The sequence below is a fragment of the Candidatus Nitrotoga sp. AM1P genome, from assembly GCF_013168275.1.
Classification (GTDB): Bacteria; Pseudomonadota; Gammaproteobacteria; order Burkholderiales; family Gallionellaceae; genus Nitrotoga.
In genome coordinates, this window is record NZ_AP019547.1 from 1,670,025 (window position 1) to 1,696,134 (window position 26,110).

23 protein-coding genes are annotated in these 26,110 nt (G+C 50.1%); 9 read left to right on the top strand and 14 right to left on the bottom strand.

Features of this window, described 5'->3' with window-relative positions:
• The 12 genes from W01_RS07375 to W01_RS07430 all read right to left on the bottom strand — a co-directional run bounded on the left by W01_RS07375 (position 1) and on the right by W01_RS07430 (position 13,072).
• On the bottom strand, positions 1-1,200 hold the full coding sequence (locus W01_RS07375) for a YncE family protein (protein WP_173053430.1): 1,200 nt from the start codon (positions 1,198-1,200) through the stop codon (positions 1-3).
• Entirely contained in the window at positions 1,103-1,858 is a 756-nt protein-coding gene (locus W01_RS07380; protein ID WP_173053432.1) for a YncE family protein, read from the bottom strand. Before W01_RS07380 ends, W01_RS07375 begins: the two co-directional genes overlap by 98 nt.
• 24 nt (positions 1,859-1,882) lie before the next feature.
• A complete protein-coding gene (locus W01_RS07385; RefSeq protein ID WP_173053434.1) occupies positions 1,883-2,611 on the bottom strand; it encodes a hypothetical protein in 729 nt (242 codons plus the stop codon).
• Positions 2,572-3,363, bottom strand: a complete 792-nt coding sequence (locus tag W01_RS07390) for a hypothetical protein (RefSeq protein ID WP_173053436.1) — start codon at positions 3,361-3,363, stop codon at positions 2,572-2,574. Before W01_RS07390 ends, W01_RS07385 begins: the two co-directional genes overlap by 40 nt.
• Before the next feature lie 45 nt (positions 3,364-3,408).
• The gene (locus tag W01_RS07395) at positions 3,409-6,147 is read right to left on the bottom strand and encodes a hypothetical protein (RefSeq protein ID WP_173053438.1); all 2,739 of its coding nucleotides are present in this window, start codon (positions 6,145-6,147) and stop codon (positions 3,409-3,411) included.
• 6 nt (positions 6,148-6,153) lie between these two features.
• Complete coding sequence (locus W01_RS07400; RefSeq protein ID WP_173053440.1) at positions 6,154-6,351, bottom strand: RHS repeat domain-containing protein; 198 nt, start codon at positions 6,349-6,351, stop codon at positions 6,154-6,156.
• Between the two features lie 297 nt (positions 6,352-6,648).
• Positions 6,649-8,214 (bottom strand): glutamine-hydrolyzing GMP synthase, encoded by a 1,566-nt coding sequence (gene guaA / locus W01_RS07405; RefSeq protein WP_173053442.1) that lies wholly within the window; start codon positions 8,212-8,214, stop codon positions 6,649-6,651.
• A 159-nt stretch (positions 8,215-8,373) separates the two neighbouring features.
• Positions 8,374-9,834, bottom strand: a complete 1,461-nt coding sequence (gene guaB, locus W01_RS07410) for an IMP dehydrogenase (protein ID WP_173053443.1) — start codon at positions 9,832-9,834, stop codon at positions 8,374-8,376.
• A gap of 242 nt (positions 9,835-10,076) precedes the next feature.
• Positions 10,077-11,039, bottom strand: a complete 963-nt coding sequence (locus W01_RS07415) for an alpha/beta fold hydrolase (protein WP_173053445.1) — start codon at positions 11,037-11,039, stop codon at positions 10,077-10,079.
• Positions 11,036-11,533: a hypothetical protein gene (locus tag W01_RS07420; protein ID WP_173053447.1), complete on the bottom strand. Its 498-nt coding sequence runs from the start codon at positions 11,531-11,533 to the stop codon at positions 11,036-11,038. The genes W01_RS07415 and W01_RS07420 overlap by 4 nt, the downstream gene beginning before the upstream one ends.
• Before the next feature lie 394 nt (positions 11,534-11,927).
• Positions 11,928-12,386, bottom strand: coding sequence for an Lcl C-terminal domain-containing protein (locus tag W01_RS07425; protein WP_173053449.1), 459 nt, complete (start codon positions 12,384-12,386; stop codon positions 11,928-11,930).
• Between the two features lie 200 nt (positions 12,387-12,586).
• Positions 12,587-13,072 carry an Lcl C-terminal domain-containing protein gene (locus tag W01_RS07430; RefSeq protein WP_173053451.1) on the bottom strand — a complete coding sequence of 162 codons (486 nt, stop codon included), beginning with the start codon at positions 13,070-13,072 and terminating at the stop codon, positions 12,587-12,589.
• Positions 13,073-13,441: 369 nt separating this feature from the next.
• Here W01_RS07430 and W01_RS07435 point away from each other — a divergent pair, with 369 nt between their 5' ends.
• The 5 genes from W01_RS07435 (at position 13,442) to W01_RS07455 (ending at position 18,676) form a co-directional block, all read left to right on the top strand.
• Complete coding sequence (locus W01_RS07435; RefSeq protein ID WP_173053453.1) at positions 13,442-13,825, top strand: VOC family protein; 384 nt, start codon at positions 13,442-13,444, stop codon at positions 13,823-13,825.
• Positions 13,826-13,906: 81 nt separating this feature from the next.
• Positions 13,907-14,767 (top strand): PA4780 family RIO1-like protein kinase, encoded by an 861-nt coding sequence (locus tag W01_RS07440; RefSeq protein ID WP_173053455.1) that lies wholly within the window; start codon positions 13,907-13,909, stop codon positions 14,765-14,767.
• A gap of 97 nt (positions 14,768-14,864) precedes the next feature.
• Positions 14,865-16,769 carry a molecular chaperone HtpG gene (gene htpG, locus W01_RS07445; protein WP_173053457.1) on the top strand — a complete coding sequence of 635 codons (1,905 nt, stop codon included), beginning with the start codon at positions 14,865-14,867 and terminating at the stop codon, positions 16,767-16,769.
• A gap of 227 nt (positions 16,770-16,996) precedes the next feature.
• A complete protein-coding gene (locus W01_RS07450; RefSeq protein ID WP_173053459.1) occupies positions 16,997-18,247 on the top strand; it encodes a hypothetical protein in 1,251 nt (416 codons plus the stop codon).
• A gap of 21 nt (positions 18,248-18,268) precedes the next feature.
• Entirely contained in the window at positions 18,269-18,676 is a 408-nt protein-coding gene (locus W01_RS07455; protein WP_445082525.1) for an HIT family protein, read from the top strand.
• Positions 18,677-18,687: 11 nt separating this feature from the next.
• Here the strand turns inward: W01_RS07455 and W01_RS07460 are convergent, their stop codons facing one another.
• Positions 18,688-19,950, bottom strand: coding sequence for an FGGY-family carbohydrate kinase (locus W01_RS07460; protein WP_173053463.1), 1,263 nt, complete (start codon positions 19,948-19,950; stop codon positions 18,688-18,690).
• A 158-nt stretch (positions 19,951-20,108) separates the two neighbouring features.
• Positions 20,109-20,657: an inorganic diphosphatase gene (ppa, locus tag W01_RS07465; RefSeq protein ID WP_173053465.1), complete on the bottom strand. Its 549-nt coding sequence runs from the start codon at positions 20,655-20,657 to the stop codon at positions 20,109-20,111.
• 391 nt (positions 20,658-21,048) lie between these two features.
• Here ppa and glnA point away from each other — a divergent pair, with 391 nt between their 5' ends.
• The 4 genes from glnA (at position 21,049) to W01_RS07485 (ending at position 26,096) form a co-directional block, all read left to right on the top strand.
• On the top strand, positions 21,049-22,470 hold the full coding sequence (glnA, locus tag W01_RS07470) for a type I glutamate--ammonia ligase (RefSeq protein ID WP_173053467.1): 1,422 nt from the start codon (positions 21,049-21,051) through the stop codon (positions 22,468-22,470).
• A 307-nt stretch (positions 22,471-22,777) separates the two neighbouring features.
• Positions 22,778-24,313 carry a 2-isopropylmalate synthase gene (locus W01_RS07475; RefSeq protein ID WP_173053469.1) on the top strand — a complete coding sequence of 512 codons (1,536 nt, stop codon included), beginning with the start codon at positions 22,778-22,780 and terminating at the stop codon, positions 24,311-24,313.
• Between the two features lie 98 nt (positions 24,314-24,411).
• Positions 24,412-25,338: an ABC transporter ATP-binding protein gene (locus W01_RS07480; RefSeq protein WP_173053471.1), complete on the top strand. Its 927-nt coding sequence runs from the start codon at positions 24,412-24,414 to the stop codon at positions 25,336-25,338.
• Positions 25,335-26,096 (top strand): ABC transporter permease, encoded by a 762-nt coding sequence (locus W01_RS07485; RefSeq protein ID WP_173053473.1) that lies wholly within the window; start codon positions 25,335-25,337, stop codon positions 26,094-26,096. Before W01_RS07480 ends, W01_RS07485 begins: the two co-directional genes overlap by 4 nt.
• Positions 26,097-26,110: the final 14 nt, after the last annotated feature.

A 26,110-nucleotide genomic window follows, 5' to 3' on the forward strand; every position in this document is an offset into this window, starting at 1 on the left:
CTAATTGGTCGGGGTTGCGATGGCCAGTGCCAGAGGGCGGGGCACCCCTGGAAATTCCTGCACTGCCGCTTTGTCATCCTTGAGATCAACCAGACTCAGGAGATCAGATTCCTGACTGGCCACGACCACCTGCGAAAAATCCGGGTGGACAGCAACCGCCCCAGGGTGTTGGGCCAAACTGACGGAACGGACGAAAGTCATGGAGTTCAGGTTCATCACCCGCAGGGCATTTTCCTTGGGACTGGAGATCACCGCCAGACCAAGATTTTCATCCACTGCGATGCTGCCCGGCTCAAAATCCAGCTCCAGACTTGAAGTGATCGTCAGACTTGCAAGGTCAAGAATAGCGAGATGTCGGTTCTGGCTCAACAAGAAGGCTGCACCCATGCCGGGATGCACAGCGAGGGCGCGATAGACCTCGGCTGTGTTCAGCGCCGCTAATTGCTTGCGACCTGTGTTGTCGAGGACACGAATACCCTGAGCGCTATCGGTCAGCACCAGGCTGCGTTTACGGGTGGGATCGGTAGCGATGGCGAGTATTTCCGCGCCCATCTGAATGCGGTCAACAAGGAGCTTGGGCGTAGCGGGCGACAGATCGACGAACCGTATTTCATCGGATGGCGTGGTGAGTCCTAGCACTGCAAGATTGGACACCGGATCGATGGCGATCTTGCGGGCGCCTGCGTTGAGGGGCAGCACGCTACGGAAACGATCGGACAAGCGCCAGCGCGACAATAGCCCTTTCAGTCGTTCGGTTACGACATAAGCCTGACCCTGGCTCTGATGCACCGCAACGTCGCGATAGCGGAAACGCATGCTCAACGGCACAGCCCACTTGGCCTGCAACGGGTCCAGTTTAAGTAGCTTGTCACCCAGCGGAAGTGATGTGTAAAGTACCTTCGTCGAAGGATCAAATACCACATCGCCGGGTTTATCCACCAGCAGATGTCGGCCCTGATTCAAGCTTTGCTTGAGATCTATCAGGTTGACACTGATATCGTCCTGCGTGGCAATGAATGCGTTGCCACCCTGGATATCCACTGCAACACGGTTAGCCGATCCATCAAGTGCGCTTGCGGTGTCGACAAGGCCTTGTACTGGATCAATCAGCATCCATTGGTCCTTGTTCTTGGGCAAGACCAGCGCAAGGGAATCGGTATCCCACCATAGCAGCCCATCGATTTGGGAACCGATGGGCATGGTCTTGGTTACTGTCAGGCTCGTGAGATCGACAGTCAGAATATCGCCGCTCTGCGTGCCAACCAGCAACAAGGGGACTTCCGGATACCAGAGCAAGCCGCACTGGCTTGCCGTTGATCGGAAGCGTACGAAGAACAGCGCCGGTGTCTAGATTCAACTCCAGCAAGCGCCCTTCCTTATCGGCCACATAAAGCCGCTTTTGTTTCTGATCCGCCAGCAGTGCAACAGGCTTGCCGCCTACCGGCCAGTTGGCCTGGATAGCGATTGTTTGGGGGAGCGTGGAGCCCGTTGCCGATATGACGGTAACATCCGTACTTCCCTGCAGCAGGGCATATATCACCTTACCATCATCACTCAATGCCAGACCGATGGGTTTGGTGCTTAACGAAATGCTGCCAATGTCTGCGCCGCTGTCGGGATTCAACAAGGCTATGCCTGCATTGTTATCCTGTCCTATTGCCAATACCCGGGCCGACTTGGCCAGAGCCAGAACATTTGGCCCATTGGAAACCGATAGAGTGGACTCACCGGCAGTACCAGATTCCCACGCTGCCTGCGCTCCCGAACTCAAACCTGCAAGCAGCATGATCGCCATAAAAATGAGCTGCCAACCTGACCTGACAGCCGAAGTGCTGATGCTTGGATGCTGACTTCGCATGGGGATCACCTGTCCTGTTTCCGTTTACTTCATCGCCAGCATAGCCAAGGCAGCTGGGGGGGCCGCATATTCCTTGCCCGTTGCCGTAACCAGCGTGACTTGCTGCGGTTGCCCAGGCATTGAGGTCAATACCACTTTTTCCACGCGCTCACCCATGGCAAAGTTGGACATGGCATCTCCGAGCGAAGCCACTATCGTATAGGCAGTGGTAGCCGACAGTGTGCTGGGACCAGAGGGCAGGCTGACACTCACGGTGGCGCTCGCGTTGGCCGTGCTGCCCGTCAACGCGGGGCTGATTGCGATAATCTGCGAGCCCTGCGCCGGTATAACGGTCAGCTTGACTGTATTGCCCACAGGAACCCCGGTGGTTTTGAACACCACCGATACCGGGTTAGGCGTGGTGGAGGGTAGAACGATATCTGCATTTCCTGTGGGAATCGCGGGCGCCGCCACGCCCGCCACACTGGTAATCATCAGTGTGGGCGAACCTGCCACGAACAGTGGCCCGGGTGCCGCAAAGGTGGAAGCGGGATTGGTGCCCGAGGTACGGGTGATGGATTCGGATTCTAGTCTGATCCTCCCTGTTGATTGGTTGTCCCCTGACATTGCAGTAATAGCACCGTTACCGGCAATGGTGGTGGCAACGATCTTGATCGCACCGCCGCTGCCAGAGCCACCTCTACCACCCACGTCTACGCCACTAAGGATGCCAGCTACTCCACCATTGGCGAGAACTTGCCCGCTGATCGACACAGTTCCCGAGGCGGCGATGAGAAGGGCGCCACCCCCCCTCCGCCGCCAGAGCCACCAAAGGCTGCTCCACCCGAACCACCGCCGCCCCCCGAGCCGCCTATCATGGGCACTAGACTGGACGAGCCATAGATTGAACCAGCAAGCACAGAAATACTGCTAACTCCGTTGCTGTTCTGGGGTGTTGTACAAAAACCTTCACCCGCGCCACTGCCATTTGTTCCTACCGCACCGAAAGAGCCCGATGCGCCTCTTAACGCATAGATATTATTCCCGGCTACGTGATAGCATCCCTGTGCACCGGCTCCGGCACCTGGCCCCAGACCCGTTCCGCCACTACCTTGTGTATTGGTGATATCTTTAATTCCCGCTGCACCACCACGTCCGCCGTCAAAGCCGCCGGGGCCCCCTTTCCCCGACAGACCGTCATCTCCGAGATTGCCATCCCCACTTGCGCCCGTTGCCGTTCCGTTGGTGCCACTAACGTCAACGATACCTGCAATGGTCACGTTTCCGGTCGCCAGTAAAATCACTGGGGTGTTGAGTGCATTCTTTTTAAAAGTCACCGTTACCCCGTTCGGAATATTAACCGAGGTGAAGTTGAATACGCCGCTGGCAGGTAACGTGAGCTGTGTGTTTACCGTGGGGCTGAATGCGCCATCGGTACCCGTGCTCCCGCTGGTAAATGCTTGAGCCACGTTGGAGCCCAGCGCCAAAAGTATTGCCGAGGCTGCGAGGGTGAGTTTGATTTTCATGGTCATCTCCTTAATTTGAAAAATACTGCGTGACTCTAAAAGGTTTCATTGCAGGATGGTGAGTGTGTTGTTTGGACTCGCTACCGCATCTGTCACTCCGGCCGGGGTGACAACCCTAACCACTCGCGCCCCAGTAACTGCGCCAGTCGGAGCCGTGAGGCTAACCGTTATTTCCGTGCCGGATGCATTTACCACGGGCAGCGAAACGACTGATACATCTGCGGCAGGCTCGATCACCACGCTGCTGACGGCTGTCAGGTTCTGACCACGAATGGTGAGAATGATGGATTCCCCTTTATGAATCAGGATGGAGTCAAGAGAATCGATATGCGGCAATCCGACAGCAAGGAAGAACCTATCTGATCCTGCCCCGGAAAAAGGCACTTGGACGGTGTTTGAGAACAGGGCAATCTTGTGGGTGCCGACCGTTGCATTGGATGCAAAGCTGATTGGAACGCTGGCTTGCTTGCCGTCCGCGCTAACGGTAACGGTGCCGCCCAAGGTAATGCCATCTGCCGGACTGACAGTAAACTTGTTCACTCCACTAAGCTCAGATCCAGTGACTATGAGCGTTCCACTACTTCCAAGGATTGGCGTATCTACTGTTGCGCTAAATGCGACACGCCCATAAGTCACACCCAGATTAGGATTAAGAGTAATGATCGGCAGCACGACGGGTGGGGGTGTGGCTCCATCCTGCAATACCACACCCAGAGATGGTGCGATGAAGGGGCCAAAATCCGTACTTGTCGTTCCGGTTGTGTCATCGAGCTTGTTGACGCCCAGAAGGGGCGAACTGATCGGGGTAATGACAGAACCGGCAGTGCTGATGAGTGTGATGGTGTTCGATACGTTGGGCGCGGACAAAGTCTGTCCAGCAAATGTGGTCACGACGAGGGTGCGCGCGCCGGGCGTGGCATTGCTCGCGGCTTCGATGCCCACGGTAAGAGCGGTGCCTTCACCGTTCACGACAGGTAATGAGCCAATAGTCAAACCATTCGGTGGAACGGAGCTGACTTGCTGAACGTTCTGGAAATTGACGCCGCGAACTGTTAGCGTGGTTTGCCCGCCGCCTATGACTAGATAAAGCGGATCGACCGAATCGATACTGGGCAGTTTTGAGGTGACCTGGAATTGCCCAGCTTCAGTTGTCGAGAACGGAATTGATTTGCTGCCAGCCAGGGCGGTGACATGCCGTATGGTCTGGGGCGCAGTCATGGCAATGCTGACAGCTACATTCACCGATTTTCCGTCAGCACTTGGGCTAGGCGTTGCTATTGTCAGGCCATCTGAGGGAGAGATTTGCACGGACGTTACCCCTTCAAGCTGGCTGCCTGTTAGAGTTAGCGTGAAGCTGTCCCCGATGGATTTTGCATTTGGGGAGATACTGCTCACAACAGAGCCTATGCTGACCCCAACTGGCAATGAATAGGCACTGACCGGCAATTCAGTCCCCGTTCCGGCACCTTGCTGCATGAGCAGGCCAAGGATGGGCGCGCTTACAGGGCTGACGATTTGAGTAATTTCGTTAACTACTCTGAAGGTATTCGAAACGTCCAACGTGGCAGAGGAAGTGCCGCCAGACGTGGTCACTGTTACCACGCGGTCACCGATAGTTGCGTCTGCTGCAATCTGAATAGAGGTGCTCGCCGCATCGCCAGTAGCGCTGATAACAGGTGAGGCGCCCACTGTAATGCCCCCTGCCGGACTGAACTGTATGCTCTGTATACCGTCAAGATTCTTGCCCCGAACGATGAAGGGGATATTGTTGGTGCCCAGTACTCCAAATAACGGATCCACAGACGTAATGATTGGTACGGGAAGCGTAATAGACAACCTATCTTGTCCAGGCTCAGCAGAAAAATAAGGCTTGTTAATGCCATTCAGGATGAGTTGCCTTAGGGTTGTGGGCGCATCCTGCGCCACTGTGATGGGTATCGATACCGATTTACCATTTGTCGCTGTTGTAATGGAACCCAGTGTCAAACCGGTGGATGGGACTATTTCTACTCCAGTGACATTTTCCAGACCCATGCCTGAAACGATGACCGATGTTGGGCCTGACCCAATTGAAAGAGCGTTAGGCGCTATTCCGGTAATAAGCGACCCACGGGCAACTCCCACTAACGGAGACTGTAAGGACAAACTGGTGGGGGTGCTCGGTGGCACAACAATCGATTCAAGCGTGACACCCAGATTAAACGCACGGGCGATATTAATACCTGCAAAATCTGCGGTGACATAAACCGGGATGGCAATGCTTTGCAGACCGGGGGAACTGGCCGACAGGCTTGTTACCCCACCTGTCTTTCCGGTGATTTCGGTTGTGACTTCAGTCGATCCGGCCGCAATATTGACAGTGGTGGACTTAAGCTGTGCGATGCTTGTATCAGCTGTCGACAGAGTAATGGTGTGATCAATGTTGTCCTGATTGCCAAGCCCCACGATGAATTTGTAGGGTGTATTGTTCGGCGGAATAGCAATAGGGATGGGGCTGATTGCCAGTTTTGGCAGGGCAGGATTGACTGTTATCGCAAAATTAGATGAACCTTCAGAGCTAGTCAACTTGAACGTGTTGGCACCGAGCTGGGCAAGTTCACTGGCACTAAGCAAAAATTTGATTTGCTTGTCTAAAGTCTGCAAACCAGAGATGCTGAAGTTTGCATCTGGCGGCGTTATGCTGGTTCCGCTCAGCACGTCGCCCACTATTGTGATCTGCTGGCTCCCACCCCGTCGTACTTGGGTAGATGATACCGAACCAATAACGGGAGATTGTGGCTGCAAGCCACCTTACACCCTAAGAATATTTCCAACTCCATCGTAGATATAACGGGTAATCAGCCCTTGCGGGTTGATGAAACGAATCAGCCGCCCCAATGGGTCATAGTCATATTTCTCGGTTCCAGCCGACGCAACTGTGACTACGCCAGCCAGCCCTAACAGAAACAGAAAGCCAGCCAACGCAAAAGGAAACTGAAGCCGTCTCATCTCATGTTTTCGATATTCAATCGCTCCGGTACATTCAGAGAGGTCAGAACAGCTACTTAATATTTACTGACGGTATCAGGAACCGCCTTGATATAGCTTGGTACTTATAATTAAAGACCTAATTTCTATTCATTGCCCTGTGCATAATTTCGTCTTGCAAGTTTTTGCAATGCCATGATTCAGTCAAGCAATTTTAAAGTCACCGTCTAAAGACGGTGGTTTTTAACCAAATTTATTGAAATAAAATATCAATTTTTAAAAATTTATCGTTTAATAACAAGCAACTATACCTAACCTCTATTCCCACTCAATAGTCGCAGGCGGCTTCCCGGAAATATCATAAACCACGCGGTTAATGCCTCGCACTTCATTAATAATGCGGTTAGATATTTTGGCCAGTAGGGCATGTGGCAATTCTGCCCAATGTGCGGTCATGAAGTCCTGTGTTTGCACCGCACGTAGCGCCACCACCCATTCATAAGTTCGACCATCGCCCATCACGCCCACCGACTTTACCGGCAGGAATACAACAAATGCCTGTGCGGTTTTCTCATACCAGCCGGACGTATGTAGCTCTTCAATGAAGATTGCATCAGCACGGCGCAACAAGTCGGCGTACTCTCGCTTGACTTCGCCGAGGATGCGTACACCCAACCCCGGCCCCGGGAATGGGTGGCGGTACACCATGTCACGCGGCAGGCCGAGCGCCACGCCGAGTTCGCGCACTTCGTCCTTGAACAGTTCGCGCAACGGTTCCAGCAGCTTAAGATGCAAGGTATCGGGCAAGCCACCGACGTTGTGATGCGATTTGATGGCGTGTGCCTTTTTTGTTTTGGCGCCAGCCGATTCGATCACGTCAGGATAAATCGTGCCTTGCGCCAGCCATTTAGCCTGTGGCAATTTGGCAGCTTCGCGCTGGAATACTTCGACAAATTCGCGCCCGATAATTTTGCGTTTTTGCTCTGGATCAGATACACCTGCCAAATGTTTCATGAATTCCGCGCCAGCATCAACGTGGATAACTTTCACGCCCAGATTTTTAGCAAAAGTTTCCATAACTTGCTTGGCTTCATTCAAGCGCAACAGGCCATTGTCCACAAATACGCAGGTGAGTTGGGTGCTGATGGCACGATGCAACAATGCGGCTGCCACAGAAGAATCCACTCCGCCGGACAGGCCAAGGATGACTTCTTCCTGACCGACTTGGTCGCGGATTTTTTCTATCGCCTCACCGATGTAATCGGGCATATTCCAGTCCTGCCCGCAGCCGCAAATATCATGCACAAAGCGGCTGATTATCGCTTTCCCTTGCGGAGTGTGGGTCACTTCCGGATGAAATTGTACGGAGTAGAAACGGCGTGCTTCATCGGCCATACCGGCAATTTGCGTGATTGCATTGGAAGCAATCACCATGAAACCCGGCGGCAGCAAAGTGACCTTGTCGCCGTGGCTCATCCATACGTCCAGCAAGCCGTGGCCTGCCTCGTTGTTACGATCCTGAATATCGCGAAATAATTTTGAATGGCCGCGTGCACGAATTTCCGCATAGCCAAATTCGCGCACCTGGCCGATTTCCACTTCTCCACCCAATTGCGCGGCCATGGTTTGCATACCGTAGCAAATACCCAGCACCGGCACGCCCAGTTCAAATACTACTTGCGGTGCACGCGGAGCATCACCTTCCGTCACTGAATTAGGGCCGCCCGAAAGAATGATGCCTGCCGGCTTGAAATCGCGAATGAATTCATCACCTACATCGAATGGATGCAACTCACAGTAAACATGAGATTCGCGCACGCAGCGCGCTATGAGCTGGCTGTATTGCGATCCAAAGTCAAGGATCAGAATTTTTTGATGGGACATAAAATTATCAGGGTAAGTTATTAAGAGTAGATTATTAATTCTTTGTTGGGTGCGACAAGTGTTACCAGCCCACAGACAGAGCGATTGGCCTCTACCAAATTTTCAGCTTACGGTATTCAGCCATTTTCACCACAGCTAATAACTAATCGCTAACCACAACTAATCAATATGGTAATTCGGTGCTTCCTTGGTGATCTGCACGTCGTGGACATGTGATTCACGGATACCGGCAGACGTTATTTGCACAAATTCAGCCTTGGTATGCATTGTGGCGACATCCGGGCAACCCAGATAGCCCATACTGGCACGTAGCCCCCCCATTAGTTGGTGGATAACCGCCAACACGCTACCCTTGTAAGGCACGCGTCCTTCCACTCCCTCAGGCACCAATTTTTCTTGATTGGCTTCGCTATCCTGAAAATAACGATCACTGGAACCCTGCTGCATCGCGCCTAAACTGCCCATGCCGCGATAGGATTTATAGGAACGGCCCTGGAACAACTCCACCTCACCGGGCGCTTCTTCTGTCCCGGCAAACAGTCCACCCAACATCACGACGTGCGCACCTGCTGCAATCGCCTTTGCGATGTCGCCGGAATAGCGCACTCCACCGTCTGCAATGAGCGCTATACCGGAGCCTTGCAGTGCGTCCGCCACATTCTGGATAGCCGATATTTGCGGCACGCCGATACCCGCGACCATGCGCGTAGTGCAAATCGAGCCGGGGCCAATTCCGACTTTAACGCCGTCTGCGCCATGATCCACAAGGGCCTTGGCGGCGGCGGCAGTAGCAATATTTCCGCCAATCACATCCACGTTCGGAAAATTTTTCTTTACCCACTTAACACGATCCAGTACGCCCTGTGCATGACCATGAGCGGTATCGACTATGAGAACATCCACTCCGGCTTCTACCAATAAAGTAGCGCGTTCGTCCGTGCCTTCGCCCACTCCGATCGCGGCACCCACGCGCAAACGTCCCAGTTCATCTTTGCACGCCAGCGGATGTTCGCTGGATTTAAGAATATCCTTTACGGTAAATAAGCCACACAGCTCAAACGCATCATTCACTACCAGTACACGTTCAATACGATGCTGATGCATCAATCCGCGCGCCTCATCCCGGCTGGCGTTTTCCTTTACCGTGATCAACCGTTCTCGCGGTGTCATGATATTTTGGATGGGTTGATCCAGGTTACTTTCAAAACGCAAATCACGGTTAGTCACAATACCGACCACCTGCTTCCCCTGCACCACCGGCAATCCGGAAATATTATGCTGGCGAGTGAGGTTCAGCACATCGCGTACTGTCATCCCGGGTGTGACGGTAATGGGGTCCTTCACCATCCCACTTTCAAAACGCTTAACCTTGGATACCTCAGCAGCCTGCTGCTTGGCGGTCATATTTTTGTGTACGATGCCGATCCCCCCTTCCTGCGCCAAAGCTATTGCCAGACGCGCCTCAGTAACGGTATCCATGGCAGCGGATAGCAGAGGAATATTCAAGGTAATGTTGCGGGTAAGCTGGGTACGCAAACTGACATCACGCGGCAATACATTGGAGTGTGCCGGAATCAGCAGGACATCATCAAAAGTTAGCCCTTTTTGGGTGATACGCATAATAGATCAACCTCAACAAAAATTACCGATGGATTGGTATTTTATAGGTTTTTACCAGTACCAACTTCAATTTGTGCAAATGCATAACAGTCGTTATCTCGGAATCTTGTACACAGATATGTCATCAGCTAGGGTATTTTCAGTTCCGTACGGCTAATCGATTTCTGCAGCACCGTTGAATACGCCGCGAAAAAACTCTAAGCTGACCGCATGATGTACAGCGTGAGTAATGCCGAGGGCTATTAATCTGTCGTTGCAGGAGTACGCAGGAAGGACTCCACTACAGGCAGGAGTACCTGCGGTCGCTCTTCCGCTGGGGAATGGCCGCTGTCGTCGATCACAAACAACCGTGAGCCGGGGATCGCCTGGTGGAGTCGCTCGCCGACGCTGACCGGAACAATCCTGTCCTGCCTACCCCAAACGATGAGAGTCGGCACCCGGAGATTTGGATACTGTAGAGAAAGGTCTTCCAGGTCCGGCGGCTGGATCTGACGTGCGCTGGTTACTGCGGCATGACGACCCTCAGGTGTCTTCAAGGCCTTGGCGTAGACCTTAACCGCATCCTCGGGCACGGCCGAATTTTTTGCATACACTAATTTCATCACCTCTCGAATTTGAATTTCAGGCGGGATCAATCTCACGGCCAACGGCCCAAGTATAGGGGTGGCAAGTAAACGAATGAACATGGGCATTTGCTGCGGGTACGCGATACCGTCGATCAACACCAAGCCTCTCTGTCGATCAGGGGCCGATTGTTGCAGGTAGAGCGAAGCCACCAGCGCAATACCGCCGCCGAGGGAGTGTCCCACAATCGTTACATCTTTCAGATCGTTATCCACTACGTAATCGCGGATCAACCGTGCTTGTTCGTAGACCGAATAACGCTCATCGTCCGGTTTTGGAGAGTCACCAAAACCCTTCAGGTCAATTGCGATCACCCGGTTTTGTTGGGCCAGCGCAGGAGCCAAATGACGCCAAACATAGACGCTGTTGCCGAAGCCGTGAATTAGCAATACCGGCTTACCCGAACCTGACGTTTCCACGTGCAAATCAATGTGCGGCTCACCTTTCAAGGTTACCGGGTAATCTCGCCAAGCAGGCGTGCTCTTGTCAAGGACAGCACAGCCGGAGTTAACTGCTAACACAATGCCGCCAAACATTGTCATAAACCACTGTGTAGCCGCTAACATAAAACCTGATCTCATTTTGGCAAGACCCAATCGCCTAGCTTAAACAGAAATAGATAGACATCGAAAAACATGCCTACGGCGAACGCAAAGAGCGAGAAGAGAGGCAGCGATGCGGTAATCCAGCTAATCCGACGCACTCTCCGCATAAAATCGGCGTCGCCTGAATTCAGGTAGGTTGGAATACACACGACCGCGAAGGAAACTATGGCGAGAAACAGACAGAGTCCAAGGGAAAGCGGGAGAAGGTTGGAGAAATACAAATCAATCGGCTGGAGTTCTTTCCCGTAACAACATGACTGGCACTGATCGAGTACTTTGGCCGGTGCAGCCACAAAATCTCCCGCTGCATTTGTCAGCTTCCCCGCAAAGGCCTTCTTGCACTCGATAAGCACCATGATCTGATCCCGCTTGGCATTGATCATCTGATAAGACTGCAAAACGATACTGACAGCTCCCCACAGGGCGCCCAGCAAAATCAGTGGTAGCCCCAAAATGGGCATATCTTTCATATTTTTTTTACGGGATGAGTGACACTGACCAGTCGATGCAACTGCCAAACTAAGGTGCAGAACAGCCGAAGGTCAAGGCGCATGGCAAAGACTCCAACAAAGGTTGAAAGGAAATTAAGGGCGGTATGTTTTAGAGATCGTTAATTCACTCGTTTTTCTGAAATTTTTTCCATGCCCGTTATCGAGCACATCTTCCGCTTTCATGAATATCGAAATGTCCCGCTTAGTTAAAGCCACGGCTTATATCTTTAAAGATACAAAAATCGTTTAGATACAAACCGTGGCATTGAACATTCTTATAAGAAATTAATTGAATTTAATTCGAGATACACTGGTTGTATTTCATAGCCGATATAACTTGATATTTCCTGATCTCAACATTTAAAAACGGCTGTTAACTGGAACGTACTAATCTTACGTGATTAGGAACGGCGCTATATTCGCTAAACACCTTGCCAACGTAGAAACTGACAAACCAGGATAAGGCGCCGTCTGGCGAAGCTGTAAAAAAAGGTGATCCTGGCGTCCCGGGAAAGACGGCTGTGTCAATTGACGGATCTCTACGGCTCGTATCCACGATGCTCGACAGCTCTTCTACTTTAGGCAAGCGCCAAGCTTGACGCGTGGCTTTTGCTTCGCTTTTAGCCAATGCCAACGCCGCTTCCAAATCATATACACCAGGAATCCCAGTGCAGCCATCGATACTGGCTGTCATACCTTCTGGGCAACGTCGCCAGATTAGGCCAGTTTTATTGTCTGTCACTTCAGTACCATCCTCAGAAATGACAAATCGTGCTGGCGGTTGCTCATCTGAATTGTCTACCTGCGGCTGGTTATCAGTTTCATTCTGCATATTTGATCTTCTTTCTATCAGTTAGTTATCAGTTAACAGGGATTACCTGCGCTTTGCAAAAAATATAATAATCACTACAACGACTTAACTACGCTGCGCTCTATAGGATAACGCGTAGTTGTAAAATAATTACGATATCTTGTCAATGTTCAATTCTACTCTAGAGTCACTTCGTTTCGCACTTTCCCCAACGCTGTGCATCACTGACCAGAACGCACTAAGCGTACCTGAAGCTTACCGCCACAGACGTAAGTGTTCATAAAGCCACCATAAAACATGACATACCAAGCCTTTAACGGATTATTCTCCACCGGCGAAGCCGACCAGAAAGGCGTTGCAGGTGTCCCGGGAAAGGCGTGCGTATCAATCGCCGGATTTCCAAGACTGGCATCTACAATGCTTGAAAGTTCTTTTACATTGGGAAGACGCCATGACTTACCACTAGCCAACGCTACATCGTTGGCCAAGGCCAGCGACTGATCCCAAGTATAAGCAGCTGCAACCCCGCTACAACCACTACTGCTGAACGTCATACCTTCTGGACAACGTCGCCAGATCAGGCCGGTTTTACTGTCGGCAACTTCGTTGCCATCCGCTGATATGGAATATCGGGCTTGAATTTGTGCATCTGAATTGCCTGGCACGGCTGGTATATCTGCCAACGGCTGGGGAGTGCCGGTTTTCATGATAATGCTCTCCTTAGGATTAATTAAATTTAGCTCGTTGTACCTATATCAATCCAGTAAAAATTTATCAAGGCAGTAACAATTTATAGATAGCCAAGATTTTATTCCATTAGTTTGACCTGTGTATAAAGCAGACAATGTAACTGCAATATTTTATATAATGTTTTTTGCCACGATTGTTAAAACATCAACATCTTGTTCATATCAAATTTTTTTACCGACATAGTTTCATTTCTATCCTCTAACCGGCATCTTAAATATCGATGACTGATCGCTTTTTTATTTTGATCTATTGCGCATAATATACTGAATAAAAATGACAGTATCCCTCTTAGACATTATGCATAATGCAGGACACCACTAAAACTTATGCAAATCACTCACCTGCTACATGCCACCTTTTTGGTGGCAGACCTGAATAGAGCGCGCATCTTTTATGAAAATATTCTGGGACTGGTACCTGATAGCAAACGCCCAGAGATGAGCTTTCCCGGCGTGTGGTATAACGTGGGCGTACATCAACAAATCCATCTCATGCAACTTCCTAATCCGGAAGCAAACCTGCAACGTCCAGCGCACGGAGGACGCGACCGCCATATAGCCCTGTCGGTAAGCAATCTGAATGCATTAATGCAGAAATTGGATACAGCCACGATAGACTACACGATAAGTATGTCCGGCCGCTCTGCCTTATTCTGCCGCGACCCGGATGATAATGCATTGGAATTTATTGAATACCAGCCCTCCCTTTAAAATATCAGGTTAGCAAAGCCTCTCTATTTAAAACACTATTTAGATTATTGTAAAATACGCTCTGGGTAACACCTTGATCACATGAAAACTCCAAAAAGAATTGAGCCGCTCATCCAGGATGGCATCGTTGACAAGGTAGACCGTCAATTGATGAGCGGCAAAGAAGCCAATGTCTATATTGTGATCTGTGGAGAAAATATCCGCTGCGCGAAAGTTTATAAGGAAGCTAACAAGCGCAGCTTCCATCAGGCCGTTCACTACACGGAAGGCCGCAAGGTGAAAAACAGCCGTATGGCCCGTGCCATGGAAAAAGGCACCCGCTATGGGCGTAAAGAGCGGGAAACCGCCTGGCAAAATGCCGAGGTGGATGCTTTGTACAAACTCGCTGCTGCAGGCGTGCGTGTTCCACATCCCTATGGATTTTACGAAGGCGTACTGCTGATGGAATTGGTGTCCGACGCGAATGGCGAGCCCGCCCCGCGACTCAATGATCTTGTACTGACTGCTGAGCTCGCACGACAATATCACCAAATTTTGATCAAAGAAGTCGTGCGCATGCTGTGTGCTGGTATCGTTCACGGCGACCTTTCCGAGTACAACATCCTCGTTGACAGCAACGGGCCGGTCATCATCGATTTACCCCAAGCAATCGATGCTGCCGCAAACAACAATGCCTGCAAAATGTTGGAACGAGACGTCGATAATCTGGCAATTTACTTCGGCCAATTTGCCCCCGAACTACGTTCTACCTACTATGGCAAAGAAATATGGTCGCGCTATGAGAGCGGTGAATTGCACCCTGAAATCAAACTGACTGGCAAATTCAAACACAGCGACAAGCAGGCCGACGTCGGCGCTGTAATGCGGGAAATTGATGCCGCTCGCGATGCGGACACTGCACGACGACTCTTGCGACAAGCAGCTAAAGCAGATGGCAGATGAAATCTGAATTCCTAGAGATGCCCATAATCCCTCTTGAAAATCGTAAGGCTACCCCAACCTATGCGTACGTCCTGTCTAAAAAATAACGGAGAAAGTAATGACCGATAATGTAACCAGCAATCGTGAAACCATGGGCTTTCAGGCCGAGGTAAAACAACTACTGCAATTGATGATTCATTCGCTATATTCGAATCGAGAAATTTTCCTGCGTGAGCTGATATCAAATGCGTCCGATGCCTGCGACAAGCTGCGCTTCGAGGGACTGCATAACTCAGCCTTGTTTGAGAATGATTCCGAGCTGACTATCCATGTCAGCTACGATAAAGAAGCGAAAACGCTGACCATTAGCGACAATGGCATTGGTATGAGCCGCGACGAAGTCATCAACAATCTCGGCACGATTGCCAAATCCGGTACGCGCGAATTCTTTACTCAGCTTTCTGGAGACCAGCAGAAGGATGCAAATCTTATCGGTCAGTTTGGCGTGGGGTTTTATTCGGCTTTTATCGTCGCCGACAAGGTGAGCGTGTTAACTCGCCGTGCCGGAGAGAACATCGATCAAGGGGTAAGCTGGGAATCCGACGGTGGCGGAGAATTTGCCATTGAGATGGTCGAGCGAGCCACACGGGGTACGGCTATTACCCTGCATCTGCGCGAAGGGCAGGAAGACTTGTTAAATGGCACAAAGTTGCGCACCATTATTCACAAGTATTCTGACCATATCGTTCAGCCTATCTTAATGAAAAAAGAGGAATGGAAAGACAACGCACAGCAGGTGCTGGACGAAGAAGAGACCATCAATCAAGCTTTTGCACTGTGGGCACGCCCCAAAACCGAGATCAGCGATGATGAGTACAAAGGTTTTTACAAACATGTAGGCCATGACTATGAGGATCCGCTGGCATGGACTCATGCGCGTGTAGAAGGACGCCAGGAATACACTTTGTTGCTATATCTACCGGCCAGGGCACCCTTTGATCTGTGGGAGCGCGATGCGAGTCACGGTATTAAGCTGTATGTCCGCCGCGTCTTCATCATGGACGATGCCACCCAACTAATGCCGCATTACCTGCGCTTTGTGCGCGGTGTGGTTGATACCAATGATCTCCCCCTCAACGTATCACGCGAGATTCTGCAAGAATCAAAGGATATCGAAGCAATCCGTTCTGGTTGCACGAAAAAAGTGCTTGGTCTACTGGAAGATATGGCCGTTAAGGATCCAGAGAAATATGCCAAGTTCTGGGATGTATTTGGCCGCGTGCTGAAGGAAGGAGTGGGCGAAGACTTTGCTAATAAAGACAAGATCGCTGGCTTGATGCGCCTCGCCTCTACTTATACTAATTCGCCAGGAGAAACCGTTTCTCTGGCCGATTACATTAGTCGTATGAAGGAAGGTCAGGACAAGATTTATTACATCACCGCTGATACTTTTAATGCCGCGAAGAATAGCCCGCATTTGGAAGTGTTCCGCAAGAAAGACATAGAAGTGCTGTTACTGACCGATCACGTAGATGAATGGGTAGTAAGTAATCTATCCACATTCGAAGGTAAGCATTTGGTATCTGTTGCAAAAGGCGGGCTGGATCTCGGCAAACTCGAAGACGAGTCAGAAAAACAGGAACAGGAAAAAGATGCCGGTGCATTCAAGGAGCTGACCGACAAGATTAAAACCAGCCTTAGCGAGCGTGTCAAAGAGGTACGTGTAACTCACCGCCTGACAGATTCGCCAGCCTGTCTAGTGGCGGACGTTCATGACATAAACTCCAACCTGGCTCGTCTACTGAAGGCATCAGGACAGAAAGCACCAGTGTCACAGCCTATCCTCGAAATTAACCCCAAGCATCCGGTCGTATTACGCTTGCAAGCCGAAGAAAACAAGTTTGATGACTGGGCTTCGGTATTATTTGACCAAGCCTTGCTGGCCGAGGGCGGTCAGCTTGACGATCCAGCCAGTTTCGTGAAACGTATTAATCAGCTGATGCTGGAAATGAGCAGTAGCTAACTTTAGAATTGTTGGTTGGCAGGGTATGCTTGCGCGCCAACCCTGCCAGTCGGATGGTCAAGCACTAAGCATTTGCAAAACTGGGCAACATTACTGTTGCAGATACGCCCATGATTATAAAAATAAAATCGGTACCACAGTCGCATTGATATTAAATAATGTGACTGTGGTACCGATTTAATTTGGAACGGATTTTTGCACTTTTGTAACAGAGTAAAAATAAACAAATGCGGACTACATTAATACTGTTCATCGTTATCTGGTTAGCGCTGCTATCTGCAATTTATTTAAGTATCGAAAAACAACCGCTCATCACGGGTATTGCTCAATTTACGCCAGCTCATATCGACCGCGCCAAACACATACTGTTTCATAACGATCCACATAGAATGAAAGCAGGCGTACTGCGCACCATTACTATTAGCCAAGAAGATCTCGACCTTGTAGTCAACTATCTTGCCAATAGCTACGGCAAGGGCAGCTCCAATATAGATTTACAGCAAGGCATGGCCAGAATACGTGCAACTGTCGAGTTACCGTCCAATCCAATCGGGCGCTATCTCAATATCGACGCCAAACTTCGCGAAACGAAAGCACTCCCACGATTTGAATATCTACACATTGGTAAGTTACCGGTACCCGCGTTTGTTGCGGACTGGCTACTACAATTCGGCATTAAGCAGTTGCAAGCGAATAAGGACTACGGGGCAGCTGCCGATGTCATCAAGAATGTGAGCACAAGCGATAACATACTGCGTATCGTCTTCGAATGGAACGAAGCGCTACCCAATCAACTGAAGGCCTTGTTGGTGCCGCCCAAGGAGCAGGAGCGACTGAAGGCATATCAAGAGCGACTGGTCGAACTGACCGGCAAACCTGGTTCAAAACGCAGCCTGCGGTTAAATGAACTGATGCGGACGCTGTTCGAACTTGCCACGCAACGCACAAACAACGGCGGCGATCCAGCAGCGGAAAATCGCGCCGCGATCATCGTTATGGCGTTTTATGTAAACGGCAAAGGGCTTGGTGCCATTATTCCGGCTGCCATACAATGGCCCAAGCCGACTTCGCGCATTGTGACCCTGGGCGGACGCGGAGACTTCTCTCAGCATTTCACGATTTCTGCGGCACTTGCCGCTACTGCCGGCAGCCCGCTGTCGGATGTTATCGGCTTATACAAAGAAATTTCGGATTCTCGCGGTGGCAGCGGCTTCAGCTTCAATGACATCGCCGCAGATCGTGCCGGCACCCGTTTAGGCGAACTCGCCACAACAAGTGATAATGACGCGCTGAAAGTGCAGCAGCAATTTAATGCGGGCTTGCGCGAATCTGACATCATGCCGGAAGTGAAGGATTTACCGGAGTTTATGCAGGAAATCGAATTTAAACGCCGCTATGGCAGCATTGGCAGCCCGGCTTATATAAAAATGACCAACGAAATCGAGCGACGCATCGCCGCACTGCCTCTATATCACTGACAATATATGCACGAAAAAATGATGAATTGTGAACTCTGTCAAACAACGAGCGAAACACTGTTATGGCGCAGCGAGCTTTGTCGCGTGGTGCTGGTTGAGGATGCCGATTATCCTGGATTCTGTCGCGTGATATGGAACCGCCACGTCAAGGAAATGACAGACTTGAATGATGGCGAACAGCATGCTCTCATGAACGTGGTATTTGCCGTGGAAAGCACGCTACGCGTAGTGATGCAGCCCGACAAAATTAACCTTGCCAGCCTCGGCAACCTGACACCGCACTTGCACTGGCACATCATTCCGCGCTATGCCCTCGACAAACACTTTCCCAACCCGATCTGGGGCACACCTCAACGTGCAGGCATTCCAAAACCGCCATTAGATTGGCAGGCTCGACTCGCAAAGAGCATATGTCAACGACTTCAATAACAACGAGCTTTCTAGAGATTGCCTATTAATAAACCACGCTTGCCCAACAGGGCCGCGCCATAGGCAGACTCAGTATGATCCGCTACCGCTACTGATACGCCTAACAAGCGTTCGCGTATTTTTTCCCATACTTTATTTTTTGCTCCGCCGCCGGTGGTGGTAACGGATTTTAGCGAGCTTGCACCAAGTTCAGCGAGCTTGGTGTAACCCGCTGCTTCGATGCGGCTCAAGCCTTGCAACAAGCCGTGCAAAAACAGTACGTCATCCGCAGGACGCGGGGTAAGACGTGGTGTCAAGGTGGGATCGTTAATCGGAAAACGTTCGCCAGGCCGTGGCAACGGATAATAGTCAAGCTGGCTATCAATGGCCGGATCGATGCGCTGGCTAAGTGCATCGATTTGCAGATCGCCAAAATATTGCCTTAGCACGCCACCGCCAGCATTGGACGCACCACCCGCCAACCATAAATCACCAAAACGATGACTGTATACGCCATATTGCGCTGCTTCTACACGTTGCTCCGAAAGTAGCTTGAGTACCAGGGTCGTGCCGAGCGAAGTGACAGCTGAGCCGGGTTCATGCACGCCTGCGGCAATAAAAGAGGCAATACTGTCAGTGGTACCCGCATGCACTCTGCACGCCGGATTAATCTTGAAATGCTGTGCCACCAATGAGCTGATATTAGAAATGTTTGCTCCGGGAGCGAGAACTTGCGGCAGCAAATTAGCATGCGGTAAATTCTTAATCCAATCCGGCCAGCACAGGCGCTCTGTGTCATAGCCGCTTTTGAGCGCATTATGATAATCGCTGACGCCACCCAGGCCGGTAAGTAGCGCAGCGAGCCAATCCGCCTGATGCAGAAAGTACGCTACGTTTGAAAGTTCGGTGTGCTTTGTCAGCCACAGGAATTTAGCTAATCCTGAACTTGCGTTGCAAACAATATGGCCCGTTGGGGCAAGCTGTTTTAGCTGTTCCGATTCTTCTTGTGCGCGATTATCGAAGTAGAGCAAAGCGGGAGCAGTCGGCTCCAATTCTTTATCACATAGCAATACTGTGGCAGAAGTAGCAGCAATAGCGATGCTTTGTAATTCAGCTGCAATCGTAGCGGGTAGGCGTTTGAGCAGTGTATGCAGTGCTTCGCGCCAATTCAGATGAATTTGTAAAGCGGCGCCAGGATAAAAAACATGATCTTCATGAGTAATAGCCCCGACTTTGTCCACAACACAAACGCGTGCGCCAGATGTGCCAAAGTCCAGGCCGAGAAAAGATTCCATGTATTAAGTTAGAGGAAGAAAGCACAGTTACCATAAAGTTAAAGTGTGTCGCATCTTAGAAAAAGACATAGTTCGCCTTACTTGCTTAGATGGCCGCTTAACTCAATTCAGTTTGCTTCTTAAAATAATTTATATAATTATTTTATATAATAACCCCATTAGAACATCGGTTTTTTCTTGGCTGAATTATAACGTTTAACCCCACTCAAGATTTCCGCCTTGGCTTCCTTGACCCCGACCCAACCATTTATTTTGACCCATTTACCTATTTCCAGGTCTTTATAGTGAGCGAAGAAATGCGAGATTTGTGACAACACAAGTTCCGGCAGATCAGTATGCGATTTTATTTTGCGGTAAAGACTGCATAACTTGTCAACAGGCACCGCCAAAATCTTGGCATCCTCACCAGCTTCATCAGTCATCTTCAACATGCCCACTGGTCTACAGCGAACCACCACACCAGTAATGAGCGGTACTGGTGAAATTACGAGTATATCTACCGGATCCCCGTCTTCCGACAACGTATGTGGAACATAACCGTAGTTACACGGGTAATGCATTGCCGTGGACATGAAACGATCCACAAACATGGCGCCAGTTTCCTTGTCCACTTCGTATTTAACGGGATCAGCATTCATGGGTATTTCTATGATGACGTTAAAATCGTTAGGAAGGTCGCGACCAGAATTAACTCGATCTAGATTCATTTCTATTCCTGGCTAAAAAATGTCCATTATACCCGTGAGTCTGACAGATCAACCAGCCCGAACCTTGTTCAAGGTAGTATAAGCTTGAAGCGAATAAAACCCCGATCAAGATTCTAAAATACTAATTCGGCGAAATTATGACGATGATATGTTCACTGCAGTTTCTTCTCTTTACATCATCAGTCAAGCACAAAAATAGTGCATCCACATCGCATACGCCCCGAAAAAGAGCGCACATTTAAATCCATTTATCCTTATGAATATGGCAAAATGCTCGTTTTAGCGCTGGAATATAAAGTGGAACGCTTCGTGATTGCTTCCCAAATTTAAGTTTGCTCAATTTCCAGTTTATTTTTTAGTTTAGTCCTTAACATTTATGGAGAGAATGATTATGTCAAAGTCGGTTGCTGATGTTCTTAAGTTACTTAAAGACAATGAAGTTAAATTCGTTGATCTACGCTTTACCGATACCCGTGGCAAAGAACAGCACGTTACTATCCCGGCACATGTGGTGTCAGATAGTGATGATTGGTTCGAATCCGGCCACGCCTTTGACGGTTCTTCCATCGCAGGCTGGAAAGGCATACAAGCATCCGACATGCTGCTGATAGCCGATCCTGAATCCGCTTTTCTCGATCCTTTTATGGACGAAACCACATTGGTGATGAGTTGCGACGTCGTGGAACCTTCCGACGGCAAAGGTTACGATCGCGATCCACGCTCTATCGCCAAGCGCGCTGAAGCCTATTTAAAATCTACCGGCTTAGGCGATATCTGCTACTTTGGCCCTGAACCTGAGTTTTTCATTTTTGATTCAGTAAACTGGCAAGTGGACATGTCTGGCTGCTTCTGCAAGGTTAATTCCGAAGAAGCAGCCTGGTCCTCAGCAGAAAAATTTGATCATGGCAACACTGGCCATCGACCCACGGTTAAAGGCGGTTACTTCCCAGTACCCCCAGTCGATTCGCTACAAGACATGCGCTCCGCAATGTGCTTAATATTGGAAGAAGTCGGTGTTCCTGTCGAAGTACATCACCATGAAGTGGCGACCGCCGGGCAATGTGAAATTGGCACCCGCTTTGACAGTTTAGTGCGTCGTGCCGATCAAACCCAGAGGCTTAAATATGTGGTGCACAACGTCGCACATCAATATGGCAAGACTGCAACCTTCATGCCCAAGCCAATTGTCGGTGATAACGGCTCAGGCATGCATGTCCATCAATCCATCTGGAAGGACGGTAAAAACCTGTTTGCAGGCAATGGCTATGCCGGGTTGTCCGAATTCGCCCTGTACTATATTGGGGGGATTATCAAACACGCCCGTGCGCTTAACGCCATCACCAACCCCGGCACTAACTCTTACAAGCGTTTGGTTCCCGGCTTCGAAGCCCCCGTAAAACTGGCTTACTCAGCGCGAAACCGCTCTGCCTCGATCCGCATCCCCTTCGTGCAGAGTGATAAGGCACGCCGCATTGAAGTTCGCTTCCCGGACCCGACTGCCAATTCTTATCTGGCTTTCACCGCCTTGATGATGGCTGGCCTGGATGGCGTACAAAATAAAATTCACCCCGGCGATCCTGCTGACAAAAATTTGTACGACTTGCCACCTGAAGAAGATGCAAAAATCCCAACCGTATGTTCCAGCCTCGAACAAGCTTTGGAAGCACTGGATAAGGATCGCGACTTCCTGACTCGCGGTGGTGTATTCTCTAATGACTTCATTGATGCCTACATTGAGTTAAAAATGGAAGAAGTGACCCGCTATCGCATGACAACTCATCCTGTTGAATTCGACATGTATTACAGTCTGTAACAGCTAATATATGTGCAGCGGGCTTCCCCCCAGGAAAGCCCGTTCGGCCGGATGCGTGTCATTTGCACGCTTGCAACAGAGCAGAGCGCAAATATTGCGTAAGTAAACAAAAGCCGTTATATTCCAACTATGCACTTCTCTCGCCACATCTTGCAATTACACTCTACATCCAGCCTCCTGGCAGCACTGCTGCTGCTGCGCGTCGCGCGCTAAATATACTTCCCCCCTAGTTTTGAAGCAAATGACATCCGGCCGAATTTTATTCGACATGGATCATGCAAATTAAATAATTGCGATGGAGTTCAGCATGAAAGAAAAATTAATAATATTTGATACGACCTTGCGCGATGGCGAACAAAGCCCAGGCGCATCCATGACTAAGGAAGAAAAGATACGAATCGCACGGCAATTGGAAAAGCTGGGCGTTGATGTTATTGAGGCAGGGTTTGCTGCTGCCAGTCCGGGGGATGCAAATGCAGTCCGCAGCGTTGCGCAAATCATCGAGAGTTCTACCATTTGCTCGTTGGCGCGCGCCACTGAAAACGATGTCCGTGCTGCTGGCGAAGCGATCAAACCAGCCAAGTCGGGGCGCATTCACATCTTTATCGCTACTTCACCCATCCACATGAAAATGAAGTTACGTATGCAGCCCGACCAAGTGGTAGAAGCGGCGGTGAAGGCGGTGAAACTCGCGTCGGAATATACCGACGATGTCGAATTTTCTGCCGAGGATGCGGTGCGCTCGGAAATGGATTTTCTCGTCCGTATTTTCGATGCAGTGATTCAAGCTGGAGCGAAAACCCTGAACGTGCCGGATACGGTTGGTTATAGCATCCCAGTTTTGTGGGGCGAGCGCATCAAACAGTTGATCGAGCACGTGCCGAATTCTGGGAAAGTAGTGTGGTCCACCCATTGCCACAACGATCTTGGAATGGCGGTAGCCAATTCTCTTGCTGCCGTAATGAACGGTGCGCGTCAGGTTGAATGCACTATCAATGGCTTGGGGGAACGTGCCGGAAACGCCAGCCTGGAAGAAATCGTAATGGCGGTTAAGACGCGCCGCGATGTCTTCAGTTGCGATTCGCGCATCGATACCATGCAGATCGTGCCAACTTCCAAGCTTGTATCCAGCATCACCGGTTATCCGGTGCAGCCTAACAAAGCGATTGTCGGTGCAAATGCTTTTGCCCATGAATCCGGCATTCATCAGGACGGTGTGCTCAAACACCGCGAGACTTACGAAATTATGCGTGCTGAAGATGTTGGCTGGAGCACGAACAAATTAACCTTGGGCAAACTTTCCGGTCGCAACGCGTTCCGTACTCGCTTGCAGGAACTTGGCATCGTGCTGGACAACGAGGAGGTGGTGAACGATGCCTTTACTCGTTTCAAAGAGTTGGCAGACCGCAAGCGAGAAATTTATGATGAGGACTTGCAAGCCTTAATCAGTGAAAGCGTGGTAGCGCAAGTTAGCGAACATTATCGCTTGGTATCCTTGCGCGCGCATTCGGAAACGGGCCTTTTGCCTGTGGCGCAGGTGCGATTGAATATAGGTGGAAAGGAATCAGTCGCCGAGGAACAGGGAGGGGGGCCAGTAGATGCGACGTTCAAAGCCATCGAACAAATCGTGCAAAGTGGCACCGAATTACAACTGTATTCGGTAAACAACATCACCAGCGGTACAGATGCACAAGGCGAAGTGACCGTGCGGCTATCCAAGGGCGGTCGCATCGTCAATGGCCAAGGTGCAGACACTGATATCGTGGTAGCCTCCGCCAAGGCCTATTTGCATGCGTTAAATAAATTGAACAACGAAGCAGAGCGTGCGCATCCGCAAGTGTGATTTAGTTGGGTAGGCATAAGCGGCACGTCAGTAGGCGTGCCGTTTTCCTTATATTATTGACTAGGCAGCAAACCATTGAACTAATTTAAGGAGATTGCGTGCAGTCAGTTATATCAGTCGAAAATCTCACCAAGACCTACGCCTCGGGTTTTATGGCCCTCAAAAGTATCAATCTGGAGATTCAGCGTGGAGAAATATTTGCCTTGCTGGGTCCGAATGGAGCCGGTAAGACGACACTCATTAACGTCATTTGCGGCATTGTTAATCCGAGCCAGGGCAAGATACTTGCCGACGGTTATGACATAGTTTCGGACTTTCGCGCGGCTAGATCAAAAATCGGCTTGGTGCCGCAAGAACTTTGCACTGATGCCTTCGAAACTGTTTTTGCCACGGTGAAATTCAGTCGCGGCCTGTTTGGTAAAGCGCCAAACCCGGCCTATATCGAAAAAGTGCTGCGCGATCTGTCCCTATGGGACAAGAAAGATGCAAAAATCAGGACACTGTCGGGCGGCATGAAGCGTCGGGTAATGATTGCCAAGGCTTTGTCCCATGAACCACAGATTCTATTTCTCGACGAGCCTTCAGCTGGCGTTGACGTCGAACTGCGCCGTGATATGTGGGAGATGGTGCGGGGTTTACGAAAAAGTGGCGTGACCATTATTCTGACCACTCATTATATTGAGGAAGCCGAGGAAATGGCTGACCGCATCGGGATAATCAGCAAGGGCACAATTATCCTGGTGGAGGACAAGGTCAGGTTGATGGACAAGCTCGGCAAAAAACAGCTCAAGTTGTATCTACAATCTCCCCTAACGCACATCCCCGAGGAACTCGCCGGATATTCACTTGAACTATCAGCCGACGGCAACGAGTTGATTTACATCTTTGACGCCCAGGGCAAACAGACAGGAATCGCAGATCTTCTACGACAGCTTGCTAAACATGGGATCGACTTTAAGGATCTCCAGTCCAGCCAAAGCTCACTGGAAGAAATCTTCGTTAATTTAGTAAGCGGACGATTATGAATATTTATGCTATTCGCGCAATTTATTTTTTCGAGCTGGAGCGTACCTGGCGAACGCTGATGCAAAGCATCGCATCACCAGTTATTTCCACCTCGCTCTATTTTGTTGTATTTGGCTCGGCGATCGGCTCGCGCATGACGGAGATCGACGGTATCAGTTATGGGGCCTTTATTGTCCCCGGTCTGATCATGCTAGCCCTGCTGACAGAAAGTATTTCCAATGCTTCTTTCGGCATTTATATGCCGAAATTCTCGGGTACTATCTACGAAATTCTGTCCGCTCCGATTTCTTATGTGGAGATCGTCATTGGCTATGTTGGGGCTGCGGCCACCAAGTCCATCATCCTGGGCTTACTCATTCTTGCCACGGCTCGACTTTTCGTTTCGTTCGAGATCGCGCATCCCCTGTGGATGATTATTTTCCTGGTGCTCACTGCAGTTACCTTCAGTCTCTTCGGTTTTATTATTGGTATTTGGGCTGATGGGTTCGAGAAGTTACAAATCATACCCTTGATGATCATCACGCCACTGACTTTTCTAGGCGGAAGTTTTTATTCGATCAGCATGCTGCCACCCCTGTGGCAAAAAATCACACTGTTCAATCCGGTGGTCTACCTGATCAGTGGTTTCCGATGGAGCTTTTATGACGTTGCTGACGTCAACGTGGCTATCAGCGTTGGTATGACATTGATATTTCTTGTCATATGTCTAACAGTTGTGTGGTGGGTTTTCAAAACGGGATCCCGGCTCAAGAGTTGAATCTTGCCAAAATT

Coding starts and splice junctions, on each gene's coding strand:
- guaB (WP_173053443.1), bottom strand. CDS start 9,834: ATGCGTATCACCCAAAAAGGGCTAACTTTTGATGATGTCCTGCTGATT.
- guaA (WP_173053442.1), bottom strand. CDS start 8,214: ATGTCCCATCAAAAAATTCTGATCCTTGACTTTGGATCGCAATACAGC.
- W01_RS07390 (WP_173053436.1), bottom strand. CDS start 3,363: ATGAAAATCAAACTCACCCTCGCAGCCTCGGCAATACTTTTGGCGCTG.
- W01_RS07485 (WP_173053473.1), top strand. CDS start 25,335: ATGAATATTTATGCTATTCGCGCAATTTATTTTTTCGAGCTGGAGCGT.
- W01_RS07450 (WP_173053459.1), top strand. CDS start 16,997: ATGCGGACTACATTAATACTGTTCATCGTTATCTGGTTAGCGCTGCTA.
- W01_RS07425 (WP_173053449.1), bottom strand. CDS start 12,386: ATGCAGAATGAAACTGATAACCAGCCGCAGGTAGACAATTCAGATGAG.
- W01_RS07475 (WP_173053469.1), top strand. CDS start 22,778: ATGAAAGAAAAATTAATAATATTTGATACGACCTTGCGCGATGGCGAA.
- W01_RS07430 (WP_173053451.1), bottom strand. CDS start 13,072: ATGAAAACCGGCACTCCCCAGCCGTTGGCAGATATACCAGCCGTGCCA.
- W01_RS07400 (WP_173053440.1), bottom strand. CDS start 6,351: ATGAGACGGCTTCAGTTTCCTTTTGCGTTGGCTGGCTTTCTGTTTCTG.
- ppa (WP_173053465.1), bottom strand. CDS start 20,657: ATGAATCTAGATCGAGTTAATTCTGGTCGCGACCTTCCTAACGATTTT.
- W01_RS07375 (WP_173053430.1), bottom strand. CDS start 1,200: ATGCCCATCGGTTCCCAAATCGATGGGCTGCTATGGTGGGATACCGAT.
- W01_RS07435 (WP_173053453.1), top strand. CDS start 13,442: ATGCAAATCACTCACCTGCTACATGCCACCTTTTTGGTGGCAGACCTG.
- W01_RS07415 (WP_173053445.1), bottom strand. CDS start 11,039: ATGAGATCAGGTTTTATGTTAGCGGCTACACAGTGGTTTATGACAATG.
- W01_RS07440 (WP_173053455.1), top strand. CDS start 13,907: ATGAAAACTCCAAAAAGAATTGAGCCGCTCATCCAGGATGGCATCGTT.
- W01_RS07420 (WP_173053447.1), bottom strand. CDS start 11,533: ATGAAAGATATGCCCATTTTGGGGCTACCACTGATTTTGCTGGGCGCC.
- W01_RS07455 (WP_445082525.1), top strand. CDS start 18,269: ATGAATTGTGAACTCTGTCAAACAACGAGCGAAACACTGTTATGGCGC.
- W01_RS07460 (WP_173053463.1), bottom strand. CDS start 19,950: ATGGAATCTTTTCTCGGCCTGGACTTTGGCACATCTGGCGCACGCGTT.
- htpG (WP_173053457.1), top strand. CDS start 14,865: ATGACCGATAATGTAACCAGCAATCGTGAAACCATGGGCTTTCAGGCC.
- glnA (WP_173053467.1), top strand. CDS start 21,049: ATGTCAAAGTCGGTTGCTGATGTTCTTAAGTTACTTAAAGACAATGAA.
- W01_RS07380 (WP_173053432.1), bottom strand. CDS start 1,858: ATGCGAAGTCAGCATCCAAGCATCAGCACTTCGGCTGTCAGGTCAGGT.